Source organism: Trichocoleus sp. DQ-A3 (assembly GCF_039961975.1).
In the GTDB taxonomy this organism is placed as follows: Bacteria; Cyanobacteriota; Cyanobacteriia; order Cyanobacteriales; family FACHB-T130; genus FACHB-T130.
The window spans coordinates 442,686-458,559 of the sequence record NZ_JAMPKC010000003.1; the positions used below are offsets into that span (position 1 = coordinate 442,686).

Below are 15,874 nucleotides of genomic sequence, written 5' to 3' on the forward strand. Positions count from 1 at the left end.
TCCTGTTCCTGGTAGGAACAGGAAGTTATTTTTGTTGAAATGATAACGATGATGGTTTAGGTGAACTTGTACACTGAGGCTGTAATTTGTCCGTAGTTATCATCGGATTTTCCTAAACCATGTCTCCCGAAGTTGTAGAAATTCTTTCCGCAGACGAAATCCGTCGAACCCTCAATCGTATCGCTTCCCAGGTGGTAGAGAAGTCACGCGACTTGTCTGAGTTAGCGCTAGTAGGTGTTTATACCAGAGGCGCTGTATTAGCCAATCTCTTGGCTCGTCAGATAGAAGCGCTCGAACAAGTGCAAGTGCCCGTGGGAGCGCTAGATATTACCTTCTATCGAGATGATTTGGATCAAATTGGCATTCGCACACCCGCCAAAACTGACATCCCTTTCGATCTCTCTGGTAAGACGGTAGTGCTGGTGGATGATGTCATTTATCGAGGGCGTACCGCTCGTGCTGCCCTGAATGCGGTGAATGATTATGGTAGACCGGCGGCAATTTGGTTAGCGGTTCTGGTGGATAGGGGACAGCGGGAGTTACCCATTCACCCGGATTTCACTGGCAAGAAGTTGCCAACGTCCAAAGAAGAACAGGTGAAGGTTTACTTACAAGAGATTGATGGACGAGATGCTGTGGAATTATTAAAGGTTTAAGCGGTCTGTCTTCGGTTTCCCTGGTGTGTTGGTGGGAAAATCGAGATTGTTAATAAACCAGTCTGTGCAGATTTGTCAGGCGCTGTCTATGCAGAACGTTGGAGATAGTAGATTGATTAATAACCCGGCTCTTACCAAAGAAACCCAAACGAGAAAGGCAGATCATCTAAAAATTTGTCTCGATAAGGATGTGCAATTTCACTCCACAACGAATGGATTGGAAGGCTACCGCTTTAATCACTGTTGTTTGCCAGAGTTAGATCGACGTGAAGTTGATATCTCAACAACATTTTTGGGAAAACAGCTTGGTGCGCCTTTGCTCATTTCTTCGATGACGGGGGGAACGGAACTGGCGAGGATGATTAATTATCGTCTAGCTGCTGCGGCGCAACGCTATAACCTAGCGATGGGCGTGGGTTCCCAGCGGGTAGCGGTGGAGAATCCCCAGGTTGCTTCAACTTTCGCCGTGCGATCGCTTGCTCCTGATATTCTTCTATTTGCGAACTTGGGCGCGGTGCAACTTAACTATAGCTATGGCGTTGATGAATGTCTGCGCTCAATTGACTTGTTAGAGGCAGACGCCTTGATTTTGCATCTCAATGCCTTGCAAGAGTGCATTCAACCCAGAGGTGACACTAACTTCCGAGGCTTACTTGACAAAATTAAAAATCTGTGCAATAAGTTACCAGTACCCGTGATTGTCAAAGAGGTGGGAAATGGCATCTCCGCTGCGATCGCGCAGAAGTTGATTGATGCGGGTGTGAGCGCCATTGACGTTGCCGGTGCCGGTGGGACATCATGGGCAAAGGTGGAGAGTGAACGGGCTGAAAATGCCCAGCAGCGCCGGTTAGGACTAACTTTTGCTGATTGGGGTTTGCCCACAGCAGAATGCATTACCAGTATTCGAGCCATTGCCCCAAATATTCCCTTGATTGCCTCTGGGGGATTACGCAACGGTCTGGAAGTGGCAAAAGCGATCGCGCTAGGAGCCGATCTCGCGGGTCTGGCGTGGCCTTTTCTCCAGGCAGCCGTAGAATCGGAAGACGCCCTTGATGCTTTGGTTGAAGTATTAGTCGCCGAAATCACCACTGTATTATTCTGCACTGGCAATCCCACCTTGTCTGCTCTGAAACAGTCTGGCGCGTTGCAACCATTACGATAACTGTGTTGGAAATGGGAAAGCGATAAGTGAATTCAAAGCTTAAAACTTTTACCCATTCCCAATTACCCATTACCCTAACCCCAGCCTAATGCGTAGTTTCCTAAAACAAACTTTTGCTAGCTTGCTTGGAAGCCTATTCGGACTCATCCTATTTTTCGGTTTGGGAACGAGCGGGCTAATCTTGTTATTGATTGCGGTGGCATCTAAAGATACAGGGCCGGAAGTTGAGGATAAATCGGTACTGGTAATCGATCAGTCTTTGACGATTACGGATAGCGATCCGATATCCAGCACCAGCGAAGCAATCAGCGAAGCTTTATCTGGTGAGGAAAATAATAGCGTGCGGCTGCGAACGGTTTTGAATGCCCTTGAGCAGGCAACTAAAGATAAACGGATTGTAGGCGTATATCTAGACGGCAGTGGTTCCTCTAGTTCTAGCACCGGGTTTGCCACGCTCAAAGAAGTCCGTTCGGCGCTGGAAAAATTCCGTAAGTCTGGCAAAAAGATTATTGCCTACAACATGGATTTGGGGAAACGGGAATATTATTTAAGCTCAGTGGCAGACACCATTGTGATGAACCCGTTGGGAACAATCGAAATGAACGGTTTGCGTTCTGAGTCGATGTTCCTAACAGGAGCCTTGCAGAAATATGGGGTTGGGGTTCAGGTGATCCGGGTTGGGAAATTTAAGTCAGCGGTGGAACCTTATGTACTCACGAAACTGAGTCCGGAGAACCGACAACAAACTCAGAATTTGTTGGGCGATTTGTGGGGAGACTTTTTGACAACAGTGAGCCAGGGTCGAAAATTAAACCCGAAACAGCTACAAGCGATCGCAGACACTCAAGGAATATTAACCGCACCGGATGCGAAAAAGCGTGGCTTTGTGGATCGGGTGGCGTATCTAGATCAGGTGGTGGCAGACCTGAAAAAACTAACTGGCAGAACCGAAGAGAATAAAACATTCCGTCAAATTAGCCTTGCTACTTACGCTAGAGCGACTCAAACCGAAGGTAAAAATCGCACTTCTGACAACAAAATTGCCCTACTTTACGCCGAAGGGGAAATCGTAGACGGCGAAGGTGGCTCTCGGCAAGTGGGAGGAGATCGCTTTGCCAGACAGCTGCGACGGCTGCGACTTGATAAAGATGTGAAGGCAGTCGTGCTACGGGTAAATAGTCCCGGCGGTAGCGCCTCGGCGTCTGAGGTGATTCAGCGAGAGGTACGGCTAACTCGTCAGGTGAAGCCAATCATCGTTTCTATGGGAGATATGGCAGCATCCGGTGGCTACTGGATTTCCACCTATGCTAATCAGATTTACGCCGAACCAAATACCATTACCGGCTCGATCGGTGTCTTTGGGATGTTGCTCAATTTCCAAAAGCTTGCGAATAATAATGGCATTACCTGGGATGTCGTCAAAACTTCCAAATTTGCGGACAGCAACACGGTTTCTCGTCCAAAAACGCCTCAAGAATTAGCAATTCATCAACGATTTGTTAACCAAATTTACGGTCAGTTCCTCAACAAAGTGGCGGATTCTCGAAAACTCTCAAAGCAGAAAGTCGCTGAGATTGCTCAAGGACGAGTGTGGTCGGGTCAAGATGCCAAGCAACTGGGACTGGTTGATGAGATTGGCGGTATTGATGATGCGATCAAATCTGCTGCCGTTGCGGCTAAACTGGGTGAGAATTGGGAGTTGGAAGAGTACCCCAAGGTTCGCAGTCTAGAACAACGCATTTTGAAACAGTTTGCCGGTGGGGACAATGCCCAAACCAAGCAGCCATCCGATCTGCTGAGTGCAGAACTCCTCAAGTTACAAGAAGAATTAGTAGCGCTCAAAACAATGAACGATCCTAGAGGTATTTACGCCCGTTTGCCCTATAATTTGCGAATTGATTAGTGCAACGTCCGGAATAGGCAGTTGAAAATGTGGAATATACGGTAACAGTCTTCCGATAGGTAGAGTAGACTGAACGGAACAGCCCACCCAATAATTAAAAGCATCTATCTATGGATAGAAAATCTAACCGCTTTGTCCTGCTGATCGTTTCTTGTAGTGCTGCTGGTATCCTTGTGGGAGGCGTCTCCAACTGGATAGAGAGTAATCAATGTCTGCAAGCCAAAACGCCTACCAGTGAATGCTTGATGCAAGACCCCACGAGCCAAACGATTCAAGGAATGTGTATGGGTTTGATAGCGGGAGCAGGAGCAGCACTGGGTGCTACTTTGCAGCTAAAGCGGCAAGAAGATTAGAAAGTTTGTTCTTAGTAATGAAAGTATCGCTAATTGATAAGATATCTCGAACAATTAGCCATACTTTCATTCCCCTATTAAAATCCCACTATTAAAATCGATAACGGCGATCGCTTACCCAGAAGCTAATGGGGACTGCACGACCTTGGGCATCCACCTTCGCTTCCACCACAATCGATTGCCGTTGTCTGCCCTCTTGGGCTTGATTAATCTCCTGATTAATTTCATCCCGCCGCGCTTCTGGCATATAGTAGCTTTCTAAGCCGTAGTCGATGGAATTACCGCTAGATTTGCCCTTTAACGCTATCTGATTTGCTGGTAAAGATTTGGGCATCTTGCTACTCACCCGCACGGGTTTCCATGCTTGGGGAGAATTTGTTTTAGCAGCAGGCGCTTCTAAAATCACGTAGAAGCGAATTCCTGTCGGTAAAGAATTTAAAGGCGGTACGGACGGTGGCAAATCCGTTGCTTTTGCTTCGAGGTGTTGTTTCACTAAGGCTTTCCAACCCGGCAGCGATCGCAAATTCTCTTGACGCGAGATGTCATAGCTTAGCGTCTGCGAATAGCCTCGCAAGAAGTCGTAAGGGTCTACGGGAAATGTCTTGAGAATCACCGTTTTCCCTGTGAGGGTCGTATAAAGTGGCTGGGCAGGTGCGGCAAGAACAATTGCCGTTTGCAACAGGAGAGGCACCCAGAGTCTCCAAGCAGGCATTCGCTTTTGTGGCTCTATGAGAGTCGGAGCGATTGAAGATGATTGAGAAGTGTGCCTCATTAAAAATCCTCTGAGTCAATTTTTAATTTCCAGCGTGCGGACATAGCGCTCGAACCAAAGCCCGATAGCGATCGCAGTGATACCGCACAGAATAAACAGCAAGGATTTGAAGACTAATCCCGTCGCAGACAACACAAACCAAGTCAGAATTCGCACAATTAATAGCATCATGCCCCCCCAGAAGGCGCTGCGTTCTGCTTGTGCTAGCCCTTGGCGCATCAATCCCGCGGCTAACAAGAACAACAGCACATTGCCAATAAAAGTGGCAAGCAGGGGAATTGGCTGGACGGTGAGATGCCAAACGGGTATCCCAGCCATGAAGCAGATAAAGATACCGATGGCAATTGTGGTCAGAATTTCCTCCCGACGAGTGCGAGGGCTTCTGGTAAGCCACAGCAGACGCAACCACGCAAAGATTGCCAACCCACTCAAAATCACTACATCTACCAGGGGAAACCAAGTAACTCTCGCGGATTGCTCCGCAGAAGACATTTTGGATAAAACACCCCAGAACCAAAGCGAGGACGACAGATAAAGTACAACGCCTAGAAATACCAGCGCCAAACGACGGGCGAGGGGTCGAAAGGAACCTCCCCAGCTTCCCCCTTGCCAAGAGGCGGGAAAGATTTGGTTTGGCTTCGGAACCCGATTTAAGTCACTGTAGACCCACAGCGAGTCATCATAGCCCCACAACAGTGCGGGGGGCAGTGCCAAGGCGATCGCTAATACGATACCCGTAGACTTCAGGGAAAATAGATTAAATAGTCCTAAGCTGAGCGGTCGGAGGTTTGCTTCCAAAGAAGAAATAACTGCGATCGCTGCCAGTCCAAAAATAACGCGCGAACGACACCAGTATGCCAGCGGCACAAACATCAAGCTTGCCAACAGCGGCATATGTTGCCCCATCTGGGATGACCAGGAAAACTCTTCATAATAGTAGGAATTTGACCAGCTTGCCCCTTCCCAGTTCCACCAAAAACTCCAGTAACCCAACCCGATAATGATGATTGCCAGAACGCTTAAGGAAGTCAAACGCAGGCTGTAAGCCATTGCTAGTACACCGACTCCCCACGCTAGCAATAACTCATAGAAGGGACCGCTGATGTGAAACATCTGACCCATCAGCCCCATATTTGCCCCTAAAATGATTGCTCCTAAGAGCAAGAATCCATGACCGAGACGTTGTTGCGCCCCATTCGGACGCCGCCACAAGTAAAAACCAGCAATATTCAGACCGATAAACAAACTCAATAGCAGCGTTACCTTGCCATTTCGCGGCAACTCCTGCCAGTTCGCTGCGACAAAACTAATCGTCCCCAAGCCAATGAGGATACTCCCCAACCCTAACAAGATCATCACAAAGCGATCGCGGGCAGCAGTCTCCAGCCTATTAAATTGATAACGCTCTGATAACTGTTCGTATAGTTGAGCATCAATCAGCCCCTCAGTTCGCCAAAGATTTGCTTCCTGACGTAACTGACGGCGAAATTTATCTGAAACCATAACCCTCAATTACAATCCGCTCTGTAGTCTAATTTTTTTGACTATAAACTTAGTTTTAACGCCCTCCCATGATTCAATTCAAGGGGATGTGACAGTTAGATTCACTATCTACAGATGGGAAAACCTTCTACGTTACTGCTTAAACTCAGTCGGCGTCTATTCGATGACTTAGGCGAACAAGCAAAGTTTCTTGAACTCTTAATTCATCCTTAACCTTTTCCTCCTTACTTTCTTTGATGTCAGGAAAAAACGGGGAATTTGTCCTTAGCTATTCTTATGCCGACGACTTGGCAATACATTTTTGTAGACTGCTGACCTCTTTTACTTTAAGTAATTTAAGGCTAAATAGCATTTAGTTAATAATTAGGATTTGGAAAAATCTCCAACTCTTTATAGCCTGTCTGCTCATCCATTGTTCTTGAAAAAGTTAATTCTTCGCTAGCTCCGATGACAATTTCAGCAGTTGTATAGATAATACAGCCTTCCATGAGATGTCCGCCGATGGTTTTTCCTTCTTTATTTGCAATGGCGATATGCAGGTGAATGCCAGCCGCTTCCAGAGTGCCATTGAGAGAAATAATTTCAAAATTGTCGTTAAAAGCTGTACTATACCTGTGATTTGCAAAGCGAAGAGTCGCTTTTTTCAAGCTGCCAACTCCGGTTAAGATAAAGCCCGATTGAAGATTTTGCTTGATTGCAAAATCTTGTAAGCTTTTTTTTAAATCTTGATCTGGCTTCAGACGAATAGCAAATACTTTCATTAATTAAAGACTGGTAAATCTACTGGGATTACGCGGATAATTACTAATTGTATCGGTAATTCCATCATACCCATCATGAATTGCCATTCCTAAAATATGCGTAAAGGCTTCTACTTTATATTGATAGGATGCAAACTGTGCCTGAATTGCCGCCTCAGTGTCAAAATCTGAAAGAACAGGTCGAGACTATACTACAACTGTTGCATCAGGAGCCGTCTCTGCGATCGCAAGATGTTACACCCGTACAGACATCTCTCGGTAAAGCGATTTCCCCTAAGTTTGAGATTGTATTTGCGGGTGCTTTTAGTGCAGGGAAATCGATGCTAATTAACGCTCTGTTAGAGCGGGAATTGCTTTACAGTGCAGAGGGACACGCTACAGGTACGGAATGTAAAATTGAGTACGCCGAACCGGATAAAGAACGAGTGGTGCTGACGTTTCTGAGTGAGGTAGAAATTCGGGAACAGGCAAGTGCGGTATCTCAGATGCTGGGGTTAGGGACAGCTAGCAATATTAATCAATCTGAAGTGATTCAATTGCTAAGCGATGGATGCCAAGCAATTATCGAGATTGAGGGTGGAGAAAGTAAATCAGAAAGAGCAAAACAAGCGAATGCGCTGATGTTGTTGCTGGAAGGATTTGTTGCCAATCGCGATCGCATCAATACGGTTAATAATGCTACATATTCAATGGAGCAATTTAACTTCTCCAACCTCAAAGAAGCGGCTGGTTATGCTCGCCGTGGCAGTAACAGCGCGGTTTTGAAGCGAATTGAGTATTACTGTTATCATCCGCTGTTGCGGGATGGGAATGTGATTATCGATACGCCGGGAATTGATGCGCCAGTGGAGAAAGACGCACAACTGACCTACGCTAAGATTGAACACCCGGATACGTCAGCGGTGGTGTGCGTTCTTAAACCCGCATCTGCTGGCGACATGACGAAGGAAGAAACGGAACTGCTGGAGAAAATGCGCTCAAATCCGGGGATACGCGATCGCGTATTCTTTGCCTTCAACCGTATCGATGAAACTTGGTATAACAGTCAGTTAAGGCAACGTTTAGACGGTTTGATTAGCGCTCAGTTTCGAGATACTACTAGGGTTTATAAAACGAGCGGACTATTAGGATTTTACGGCAGTCAGATTAAACAGACCAGTGGACGCGATCGCTTTGGTTTAGATTCTGTCTTTGCTGATAGTGTTAAAGGCTTGGATGAACGAGAAGAAACACCACAATTTGTTACAGCCTTTAATAACTACTGCGCGAATTCTGGAAAATTACCTCCTAACAAGTTCCGAATTTCCGTTAATAGCTACGAATCCCCAAATGAAAATTACGTGCGGATTTTAGCTGAACAAGGTACACCTATCATTCAACAGTTAATTCAAGATAGTGGAATAGAAGAGTTTCGCGCTGCTATTACAAACTATCTTACCAAAGAGAAGCGTCCTCAACTGTTCAAGAATCTAGCCGACGATCTCGAAGATGCCTGCATTAGTCTGAAGAAACATTACCAATCTGCGCTGCGCGACTTGGATAGCCAACCCCGCGAAATTGAGGCAATGAAGACGCAGGAATTACAACGCCTTAACCAGCAGTTACAGCAAATTGGTCAAGAATTTCACCAGCATATTACAGAAGAATTAAATCAGGTTGTAACAGGTCAATCTAGCGCTTTCGAGGCAGATTTTCGCCAACTGCAATCTCGAATGGTTCGGCGTTTAGATGAGTTGCTGGATACTTTCTCGGTTGCAGATGCTTATAGTCGGGCTATCCTTAGCCATCCCCGCAATTCTACAGCACCTTTGATTGCTGTTTTAGTTGAAGCGCTTTATTACTTGGCGAATCAACTAGAAGATATCTTGAAAGAATCTTGCCAGGAAGTAGTTACCAACCTATTCCAGCGTTTAATTGAACAAGTTCGCAAATCTGACTACTATCGCCAGCTTTATCGTTTGCTAGGTAATGATGGTGGGATTGAGCAAAAGTTAAAACAGATAGAAAAACAGGTTCATCATGCTTTAGTCAATGCAGCAAGTGACGAATGTAATCGCTATGTCCGTGAAAGTCCTCGCTTTTACGATGAAGGTACTTTCTCGATTTATCAATTTCGACAAACGTTGCTGCAAACTTCCCAAAGCTACGGTTGTGAAAGCATGATAGCAGCAGAACCAGCAATTCGTCAGTTGTTGAAGTTAGATTTTGAGCCAAAAGTTAAAGCAACAATTAGCAGTGGTTTCCCAGCAACTGTTAATCAAACCCTCACAACTAATTTATTGCCAATGGCAGCGCATCAAGCTGATGAGATATTACAGCAATATACTCAAGCTCGTGCTTATTTAGAGCAAACACTAGAACAAGAAGCTGAGGAAAAAATTGCTACTAATCGCCGTTTGCAAAGTGCAGTTGAGCAAAAAATATCGGCTTACAACTCTGCGGTTGCCAGTATCAATGGTTGTTTGCAGGCGATAGGCTTGTACGATCGTCAACTGCCTGTAATTACTGATTCTGATGTTAGCTCAATTGAGCCTAATTTAGAAGCTGCCAAGGTTAGCGCTATGGGTAATGGACTTGTTCCTTCAGAAGTATAGTTCATCATAGTCTTGGCGATTGGAAATCGCGGCTACACAAACGAAACCCGCGTAGGCGGGTTTCAAGACTCTTAGTCCGCGTATGTGAACTTTGTTTATACAGCCGCAAACTCTATTTACTGGTTCCTGTAAAAATAAATAGTTGGAGGTTAGCATGGAAAACTGGATAGATGTGATGGATTTCAACGAGAATGATGTTTTTTCCTTTCCTGAACTATTCAAAGTAGATAAAATCAGGAAAGCAGTGAACCAATCATCCCATACCGACTCAGTAGCACAGGCGCTAAGTTATTCACTACCATCTAAGGGAGTGTCCATAAATAAGATTAATAACCTTCGACCTCAAAATATATTGCTTGATAAAGGTATAGATTGTGAAATACTTAGAATCGGTGCTAAGGGCTGGAAAAAAGGAAGACTTAGACTCAAACTCCAGGTTACTGTAGAGTTTTGTGCTGATGAACCTGATGCTGAAGAAACACCAGAAATCAGCCAACTAGAATCGCCGCTTGACGATCTTCGGAAGATGATTAATCAAGAAAATTAGGAGAGAAATTGATAAAAAAAACCTAGATTTTTATTCATCTAGGGGGTAATTACTATTACTAATACTATTTACCGCTATAGTAAAAAGCGATTTCTTTTTCTTTCAGCGGTGCAAAGTCGGCATCGATTAGCATCTGGTTGAGTTCTTCCTGAGGAATATGCTTAGCGCCGATGCGAACAATCCTCGAACGCATCGTATTGGATACGCCGCTGCGCTGCCGTCCAGCTTCCAGCCCCATTACTTTTGTGTATAATTCTAGTTTTGGTGTTGGAATCGGGGAACCGTCAAAATCAATTCCCTGAGCGATCGCTACATCAATCGCATCAGCGCCTGTAGTTGTTTGATTGTCTGGATTCATTGCAGCGTGGGATCGTGTTTACAAGAGCATTTTATGACTAAAACGCCCAGAATTCGCATCCCGGCAGAAGTGAGGAAGTATGTGTTTCAGCGCGATCGCTGTCAGTGCCAAAGTTGCGGCAAAACGGCGCTAGAAGCAAACCTCACGATTGACCACATCATACCGCTCTCTCGTGGCGGTTCCAATGACATTAGCAATCTACAAACCCTCTGTCTCCCCTGTAACCAGCGCAAAACCAACCATTTAGATCCTCGGTTCCGGCGTTATTTCGATCTTTAATCCAGAAAACACACTAGACTCGGTTTTTAAAATATACCGTCCGCGCAGCGCTGCTAACACTCCGTCATTTGACGGGCAGAAAAAAACCGCCTCTAGCATGAGTCAGGGCGGTCTTCCTAAGCAATCGGAGGGTAGATAATAGATTACGCTGATGATTTTGTATCCTACTGTAACAGAATTTACCGAATCTACCTCAAAATTGTTTATTGATGGCTTTCTAAACCTGATTTCTATAGAAACCGAGTTTTTTTATCGATAAACTCTTATCGTCCTGCGTAGGCATTCATCGGTTCCTTGATAAACCGAATGTAAAGATGCCTAAACGTGGACTTAATCACGCGAGGCATCGCGAAGTCGATAGGCATCATGTTAGTAGGAAGTTGCCAATCCAGCACCTTTAGATCCTCCGGATGCAGTTGGGGAAAGTCAATTTCCTCCACATTTGTGCATAGCCCTAACCTTATCGAAGCCGCCATAGTAGGGACGTTGAGAGGATCTACATTGAGAATTTCTACAATCGCCCGATCCAGGGCAAATACATCAGCCGATGCCGCTAAAATTCCTAAGAAGCGAGGTTCGCCACCGCTAGGGCCGTTCCCTTCATGCCCGATAATTGCATCTAAAATCGTTAGGGTAGGATTAATTGCCCTTGCAGTTTCTACTAACATTTCCCCAAATCGGGCGCTATCTTTCCCTGCTTCCATGTGCCACCAGGCTTTCATTTTTCCCGGTACGCAACCGAATAAGTTTTTGACCCCCATTGTCATCGTTAGCTGACAGTGGGATTTCAGTTTAGGCAGGTTGATTACTACATCTGCATCCATTGCTTCTTTGCACAACAACAGATGGTTGAACCCCTCGCTAACGGTTTCGTAACGCTTCCCTGTAAATTCCACTAGCGGCAAATTGAGTTCTTCCATAAGGGGAAGATAACCATTTGCCTTTGCCACACCCATCGCGCTGCCAAACGCGGGACTGTCTCCCAGGAAAGGCTTGCCACCCGCTTCCTGTACCAGTTTGGCAACACAGTGAACCACTTCGGGACGGGTGACGCATTCTTTACTCGGATGTCCGCCAGTGAGTAAATTGGGCTTCAGGAGAACGCGATCGCCTGCTTTGACAAAAGCTTTGATTCCTCCCAACGTTTCCAGCAAACTTTCCACCGATTCTCGCAATAATTGCCGATCGTAGGAATTTGCACGAATTAAACTAACGGAAGGTTTCATAATTCTGGGTTTGTAATTGAGGATTGAGCGAATACAAGAATTTTGAATCAATTAAAGCGGGAATTGCCAGTCTCCAATTCTTCATGAAGACCTGGCAATTCTTCATCTAAAATCTCAAATTCTCAGCGATTGCTGCCACGAGTCAGGGCAGTTACCCGCTGGGCATTCGAGAAGACATCTTCTCCCTGGAGGTGAGGAATCGGGGGCTTCACCTCAACTTTGGTAATATTGGCGGTGTTAATAAAAACCGTTTCTTCAGGTAAGTGGAGAATCCACCAGGATTTATCTAAAAGCCGACGGACTTCTTGCCGAATTTCCTGCTTTGTTTCTAAGCCTTCCTCTACTGACTCATAGATAGTAAAGGATTCTGTGTGCCCATCAATATAGTGAAAAGTTAACTGGGTCAAACCATCATGACTATGCATAGAACGAGACTCCTGGTTAGAAAGTTTTGAGTTTTGGATAGATGCAAATTTTGGTGTATCTACAACTCTGGACGCTGCACTCCTGACATAGCACTCATTTCCTCCAAGTCTAAGACCTTGGCTAGTTCTTCGGAACTCATCAAACCTCGTTCTAGGACAATTTGCCGCAAGGATTTGCCAGTTTCGAGAGATTCTTTGGCAACAGCAGCCGCGTTGAGATAGCCGATGTGGGGATTGAGGGCAGTGACGAGGGCGAGGCTTCCTTCTGCATAGGCAAGGCAGCGATCGCGATTGGCGGTAATTCCTTCCAAACAACGCTGCGTCAGTACGCTTAAGGTATTGCCCAAAATTTCAATACTGTGAATCAAGTTATAGGCAATCAGCGGCATCATCACATTTAACTCTAGCTGTCCCGCTTGGGCGGCTAAAGCGATCGCATTGTCGTACCCCATCACCTGAAAACACACCATCGAAGTCATTTCTGCCATCACCGGGTTATATTTCCCTGGCATAATCGACGATCCAGGCTGTACTGGTGGTAGCTGAATTTCTTTTAAACCTGTTTTTGGCCCGGAATCCATCAGCCGTAAGTCATGGGATATCTTGACGCAATCCTGGGCTAAGTTCCGCAGGCTACCGGAAACGCTGACAAAAGGTGCCATACTCTGCATTGCCGCCATCAGATGAGGGGCTGGGCGCAAGGGTTGGTCGATTAATTCTGATAATAATTGGGCAACGCGATCGCAGTATTGGGGATGGGTATTTAACCCAGTTCCCGCCGCGCTTCCACCCAAACCCAGCGCCATTAAATCTTCAGACGCCCTCTCGATGCGAATCATGTGTTCTGCGAGAATTTGCCCCCAAGCGCGGAAGTTTTCGCCCAGTCGTACAGGTACGGCGTCTTGCAGATGGGTTCTTCCAGATTTGACGACATCCTGAAATTCCTCAGCTTTGTTATCCAAAGCAGCGATCGCATCGGCTAAAGCTGGGTACAGTGTCCTCTCCAGCGCCACCAGCGCCCCAATCCGAATCGCCGTGGGAATTACATCGTTCGTCGATTGACCGTAATTAACATGATCGTTGGGACTGACGCGCTTGTAATTGCCTTTTTCATCGCCCAGCAGTTCCAGCGCCCGATTTGCCAATACTTCGTTGATATTCATATGGTGCGAAGTCCCCGCACCCGCTTGGTAGACATCCACGACAAACTGATCGCGGAACTTCCCGGAAAGCACTTCATCCGCCGCCTGGACAATCACCTGGCTGATGTCTTGGGGAATGCAGCCAAGTTCCCCATTTGCGATCGCCGCTGCTTTCTTAATCAGCACGCAAGCATCAATATAAGTGGGTAACGGCTTAATTCCACTAATCGGGAAATTTTCAATCGCCCGTAGCGTCTGAATCCCGTAGTAAACGTTATCCAAGATTTGGCGATCGCCCATTGAATCGCGTTCGATGCGGTAGGTTCTACCTATCTGTTCAGTCATGTTAGTTGTCTATGGATTCTTTTAGATGAGATCATCCCATGTCTAGCTGGGGGATTCGATGAGTCAGTCTTCAGATTTGGCAGCATTCTTTTCTCAGAAGGATTACGCAGTACCGGCGCAATCCTTCTGAGAAAAGATCCGTCTAAATCCCATGTCACCTGAAGGTCGGCACAAATAAATTGTTAGAAGTGTCTACTGACAAGACTGGTATCACCCAGAATCTGAAATCCCAAATCTAAAATGGGATAACCCCTGCCTAGGGTTCCTAATCCTGCCCTAAGAGAGAGGGAAGTGGAGTCAATTTCTTATAGAAGAGAATATTTATCGCTCCTCCCTTGGCACCAGGTGGGTGAGAGAGAGGTTAAATCAGGATTACCGTACCGACTGCTCAAGGAAATTTTTTATTGCTTCTAGCGGCTGAATCCCTTGCCCAGCGGTCATCTGGAATTTATCGTTCTTGCTTTGAATGTATTTTAGAAAGGGATTTACCGTCTTGATGTTGACTTATGTTATTGTTTTGGGAATCTTAAATACAAGATCCTCCTAAAGTAAGATGCAAAATTCTATGGGTCAAACTATTACTCTCGAAGCAGAATTCTTCTTCCAGCAAGGACTACGCCAGCTTCAGTCGGCAAAATATGAAGCGGCGATCGCTTGTTTAGACAACGCCCTCAAGTGCGAACCCAATTACCCCGATGCCTTATCGCAGCGGGGTTTTGCCCTAGGGAATTTAGGTCGCCATGAAGAAGCGATCGCCAGCTTCGACAACGCCTTGTCAATTCAACCCGATGCTTCTTGGGTTTGGTTCAACCGGGGTATTGCGCTGGGGAAATTATGTCGCTACGAACAGGCGCTTAATAGCTTTGATCGCGCCATAGAATTTAACCCGGATGCTTCCGCTGCGTGGCACAACCGGGGCATTACCTTAATTGACTGGGGTTTCTATGAAAAAGCGGTTGCCAGCTTTGACCGCACTCTGAAGCTGCGTCCAGACGCCTACTGGGCATGGTACAACCGAGGCAATGCTCTTGCCCAACTCAATCATTACGAACAGGCGATTCATAGCTATGACCGGGCGATTGAGTTTAAACCAGATTCCTGCAATGCTTGGTACAACCGAGGCATTACCCTAAATGATTGGGGGCTTTATGAAAAGGCAATTTCTAGCTTCCAAAGAAGTTTGGAAATTAATTCGGAATACTACAAAGCTTGGTTCAACCAAGCCATTGCTCTAGGGAAATTAGCTCGTTACGAAGAAGCGATCGCTGCTTGTGATAAAGCGTTACAACTTCAGACTGACTACCCCACCGCTTGGTATAACAAAGCTTGCTACTACGCCCTGCTGGGCAATGTCGAGCAGACAGTCCACAACTTGCAACAAGCGATTCGTCTGAGTGAGGAAAAATATCGGGAAATGGCGAAATACGACCCAGATTTCGACGCAGTTCGCGATCAAGATTTGTTTGAGGCGCTGCTGGAAGCACCCAGGTTTTGATCCAGTTTTATTGCTCATTCCCCCTCAATGTAGGGTTGGAGATAGACGCCTCCACCCTACCTACATCTGTTAGATCGAGCTGATCTTTTCTTTAGCGATCGCGACCAGTTCTTTCACTGTATAAGGTCTTGCCGCTGTCTCCAACCATGTGAACGGCGCTAAGTCTCCTAATCGTCTACTTTGGGTTTGATTACAGGTACATTTTCCAACCGCCACAGCGATTTTTTATGATTACCTGTTCGCCCCAGTAGTTAATTCATCATTTCCTCAAAGTCGCCTAAATACACGTCATGACCTTCATCTTGGCGCATTTTAGCATCATGAATGCGCTAAACAGGGCGACAGCACCGGAC

The 15,874-nt window shown here is 46.1% G+C and carries 15 protein-coding genes; 8 read left to right on the forward strand and 7 right to left on the reverse strand.

The window, feature by feature from the left end; genetic code table 11:
• Positions 1-119: 119 nt before the first annotated feature.
• The 4 genes from pyrR (at position 120) to NDI44_RS08395 (ending at position 4,074) form a co-directional block, all read left to right on the forward strand.
• Positions 120-656, forward strand: a complete 537-nt coding sequence (gene pyrR, locus NDI44_RS08380) for a bifunctional pyr operon transcriptional regulator/uracil phosphoribosyltransferase PyrR (protein ID WP_190410797.1) — start codon at positions 120-122, stop codon at positions 654-656.
• A gap of 88 nt (positions 657-744) precedes the next feature.
• Positions 745-1,818, forward strand: a complete 1,074-nt coding sequence (gene fni / locus NDI44_RS08385; RefSeq protein WP_190410798.1) for a type 2 isopentenyl-diphosphate Delta-isomerase — start codon at positions 745-747, stop codon at positions 1,816-1,818.
• Between the two features lie 88 nt (positions 1,819-1,906).
• Positions 1,907-3,721, forward strand: a complete 1,815-nt coding sequence (gene sppA / locus NDI44_RS08390; RefSeq protein ID WP_190410799.1) for a signal peptide peptidase SppA — start codon at positions 1,907-1,909, stop codon at positions 3,719-3,721.
• Positions 3,722-3,831: 110 nt separating this feature from the next.
• Entirely contained in the window at positions 3,832-4,074 is a 243-nt protein-coding gene (locus tag NDI44_RS08395) for a hypothetical protein (protein ID WP_190410800.1), read from the forward strand.
• A 91-nt stretch (positions 4,075-4,165) separates the two neighbouring features.
• On the opposite strand, the gene NDI44_RS08400 is transcribed toward NDI44_RS08395, so the two are convergent.
• The 3 genes from NDI44_RS08400 to NDI44_RS08410 form a co-directional block, all read right to left on the reverse strand.
• On the reverse strand, positions 4,166-4,846 hold the full coding sequence (locus NDI44_RS08400) for a GDYXXLXY domain-containing protein (RefSeq protein ID WP_190410801.1): 681 nt from the start codon (positions 4,844-4,846) through the stop codon (positions 4,166-4,168).
• Between the two features lie 15 nt (positions 4,847-4,861).
• A complete protein-coding gene (locus NDI44_RS08405) occupies positions 4,862-6,349 on the reverse strand; it encodes a DUF2157 domain-containing protein (RefSeq protein ID WP_190410802.1) in 1,488 nt (495 codons plus the stop codon).
• Between the two features lie 356 nt (positions 6,350-6,705).
• The gene (locus tag NDI44_RS08410; protein ID WP_190410803.1) at positions 6,706-7,110 is read right to left on the reverse strand and encodes a PPC domain-containing DNA-binding protein; all 405 of its coding nucleotides are present in this window, start codon (positions 7,108-7,110) and stop codon (positions 6,706-6,708) included.
• A 137-nt stretch (positions 7,111-7,247) separates the two neighbouring features.
• On the opposite strand from NDI44_RS08410, the gene NDI44_RS08415 reads away from it, so the two are divergent.
• Together NDI44_RS08415 and NDI44_RS08420 are read left to right on the forward strand one after the other, a co-directional pair.
• Positions 7,248-9,704 carry a dynamin family protein gene (locus NDI44_RS08415; RefSeq protein ID WP_190410925.1) on the forward strand — a complete coding sequence of 819 codons (2,457 nt, stop codon included), beginning with the start codon at positions 7,248-7,250 and terminating at the stop codon, positions 9,702-9,704.
• 154 nt (positions 9,705-9,858) lie between these two features.
• Complete coding sequence (locus NDI44_RS08420; RefSeq protein ID WP_190410804.1) at positions 9,859-10,251, forward strand: KGK domain-containing protein; 393 nt, start codon at positions 9,859-9,861, stop codon at positions 10,249-10,251.
• Between the two features lie 64 nt (positions 10,252-10,315).
• On the opposite strand, the gene NDI44_RS08425 is transcribed toward NDI44_RS08420, so the two are convergent.
• Positions 10,316-10,609 carry a DUF4090 family protein gene (locus NDI44_RS08425; RefSeq protein ID WP_190410805.1) on the reverse strand — a complete coding sequence of 98 codons (294 nt, stop codon included), beginning with the start codon at positions 10,607-10,609 and terminating at the stop codon, positions 10,316-10,318.
• Positions 10,610-10,642: 33 nt separating this feature from the next.
• Between NDI44_RS08425 and NDI44_RS08430 the strand changes: the two genes are divergently transcribed.
• Positions 10,643-10,888, forward strand: a complete 246-nt coding sequence (locus tag NDI44_RS08430; protein WP_190410806.1) for an HNH endonuclease — start codon at positions 10,643-10,645, stop codon at positions 10,886-10,888.
• Positions 10,889-11,151: 263 nt separating this feature from the next.
• Here NDI44_RS08430 and NDI44_RS08435 read toward each other — a convergent pair whose 3' ends face one another.
• The 3 genes from NDI44_RS08435 to NDI44_RS08445 form a co-directional block, all read right to left on the reverse strand.
• Positions 11,152-12,114, reverse strand: a complete 963-nt coding sequence (locus NDI44_RS08435) for a DUF362 domain-containing protein (protein ID WP_190410807.1) — start codon at positions 12,112-12,114, stop codon at positions 11,152-11,154.
• Positions 12,115-12,236: 122 nt separating this feature from the next.
• On the reverse strand, positions 12,237-12,539 hold the full coding sequence (locus NDI44_RS08440) for a hypothetical protein (protein WP_190410808.1): 303 nt from the start codon (positions 12,537-12,539) through the stop codon (positions 12,237-12,239).
• Positions 12,540-12,598: 59 nt separating this feature from the next.
• Entirely contained in the window at positions 12,599-14,026 is a 1,428-nt protein-coding gene (locus tag NDI44_RS08445) for an aspartate ammonia-lyase (RefSeq protein ID WP_190410809.1), read from the reverse strand.
• Between the two features lie 565 nt (positions 14,027-14,591).
• On the opposite strand from NDI44_RS08445, the gene NDI44_RS08450 reads away from it, so the two are divergent.
• Entirely contained in the window at positions 14,592-15,521 is a 930-nt protein-coding gene (locus NDI44_RS08450) for a tetratricopeptide repeat protein (RefSeq protein WP_199299447.1), read from the forward strand.
• The last annotated feature ends 353 nt before the right edge of the window (positions 15,522-15,874 follow it).

Excerpts from the sequence above, each read along its gene's own strand:
- NDI44_RS08420 (WP_190410804.1), top strand. The coding sequence starts at position 9,859 with ATGGAAAACTGGATAGATGTGATGGATTTCAACGAGAATGATGTTTTT.
- NDI44_RS08400 (WP_190410801.1), bottom strand. The coding sequence starts at position 4,846 with ATGAGGCACACTTCTCAATCATCTTCAATCGCTCCGACTCTCATAGAG.
- NDI44_RS08430 (WP_190410806.1), top strand. The coding sequence starts at position 10,643 with ATGACTAAAACGCCCAGAATTCGCATCCCGGCAGAAGTGAGGAAGTAT.
- NDI44_RS08410 (WP_190410803.1), bottom strand. The coding sequence starts at position 7,110 with ATGAAAGTATTTGCTATTCGTCTGAAGCCAGATCAAGATTTAAAAAAA.
- NDI44_RS08405 (WP_190410802.1), bottom strand. The coding sequence starts at position 6,349 with ATGGTTTCAGATAAATTTCGCCGTCAGTTACGTCAGGAAGCAAATCTT.
- NDI44_RS08445 (WP_190410809.1), bottom strand. The coding sequence starts at position 14,026 with ATGACTGAACAGATAGGTAGAACCTACCGCATCGAACGCGATTCAATG.
- fni (WP_190410798.1), top strand. The coding sequence starts at position 745 with ATGCAGAACGTTGGAGATAGTAGATTGATTAATAACCCGGCTCTTACC.
- NDI44_RS08440 (WP_190410808.1), bottom strand. The coding sequence starts at position 12,539 with ATGCATAGTCATGATGGTTTGACCCAGTTAACTTTTCACTATATTGAT.
- pyrR (WP_190410797.1), top strand. The coding sequence starts at position 120 with ATGTCTCCCGAAGTTGTAGAAATTCTTTCCGCAGACGAAATCCGTCGA.
- NDI44_RS08425 (WP_190410805.1), bottom strand. The coding sequence starts at position 10,609 with ATGAATCCAGACAATCAAACAACTACAGGCGCTGATGCGATTGATGTA.
- NDI44_RS08450 (WP_199299447.1), top strand. The coding sequence starts at position 14,592 with ATGGGTCAAACTATTACTCTCGAAGCAGAATTCTTCTTCCAGCAAGGA.
- sppA (WP_190410799.1), top strand. The coding sequence starts at position 1,907 with ATGCGTAGTTTCCTAAAACAAACTTTTGCTAGCTTGCTTGGAAGCCTA.
- NDI44_RS08395 (WP_190410800.1), top strand. The coding sequence starts at position 3,832 with ATGGATAGAAAATCTAACCGCTTTGTCCTGCTGATCGTTTCTTGTAGT.
- NDI44_RS08435 (WP_190410807.1), bottom strand. The coding sequence starts at position 12,114 with ATGAAACCTTCCGTTAGTTTAATTCGTGCAAATTCCTACGATCGGCAA.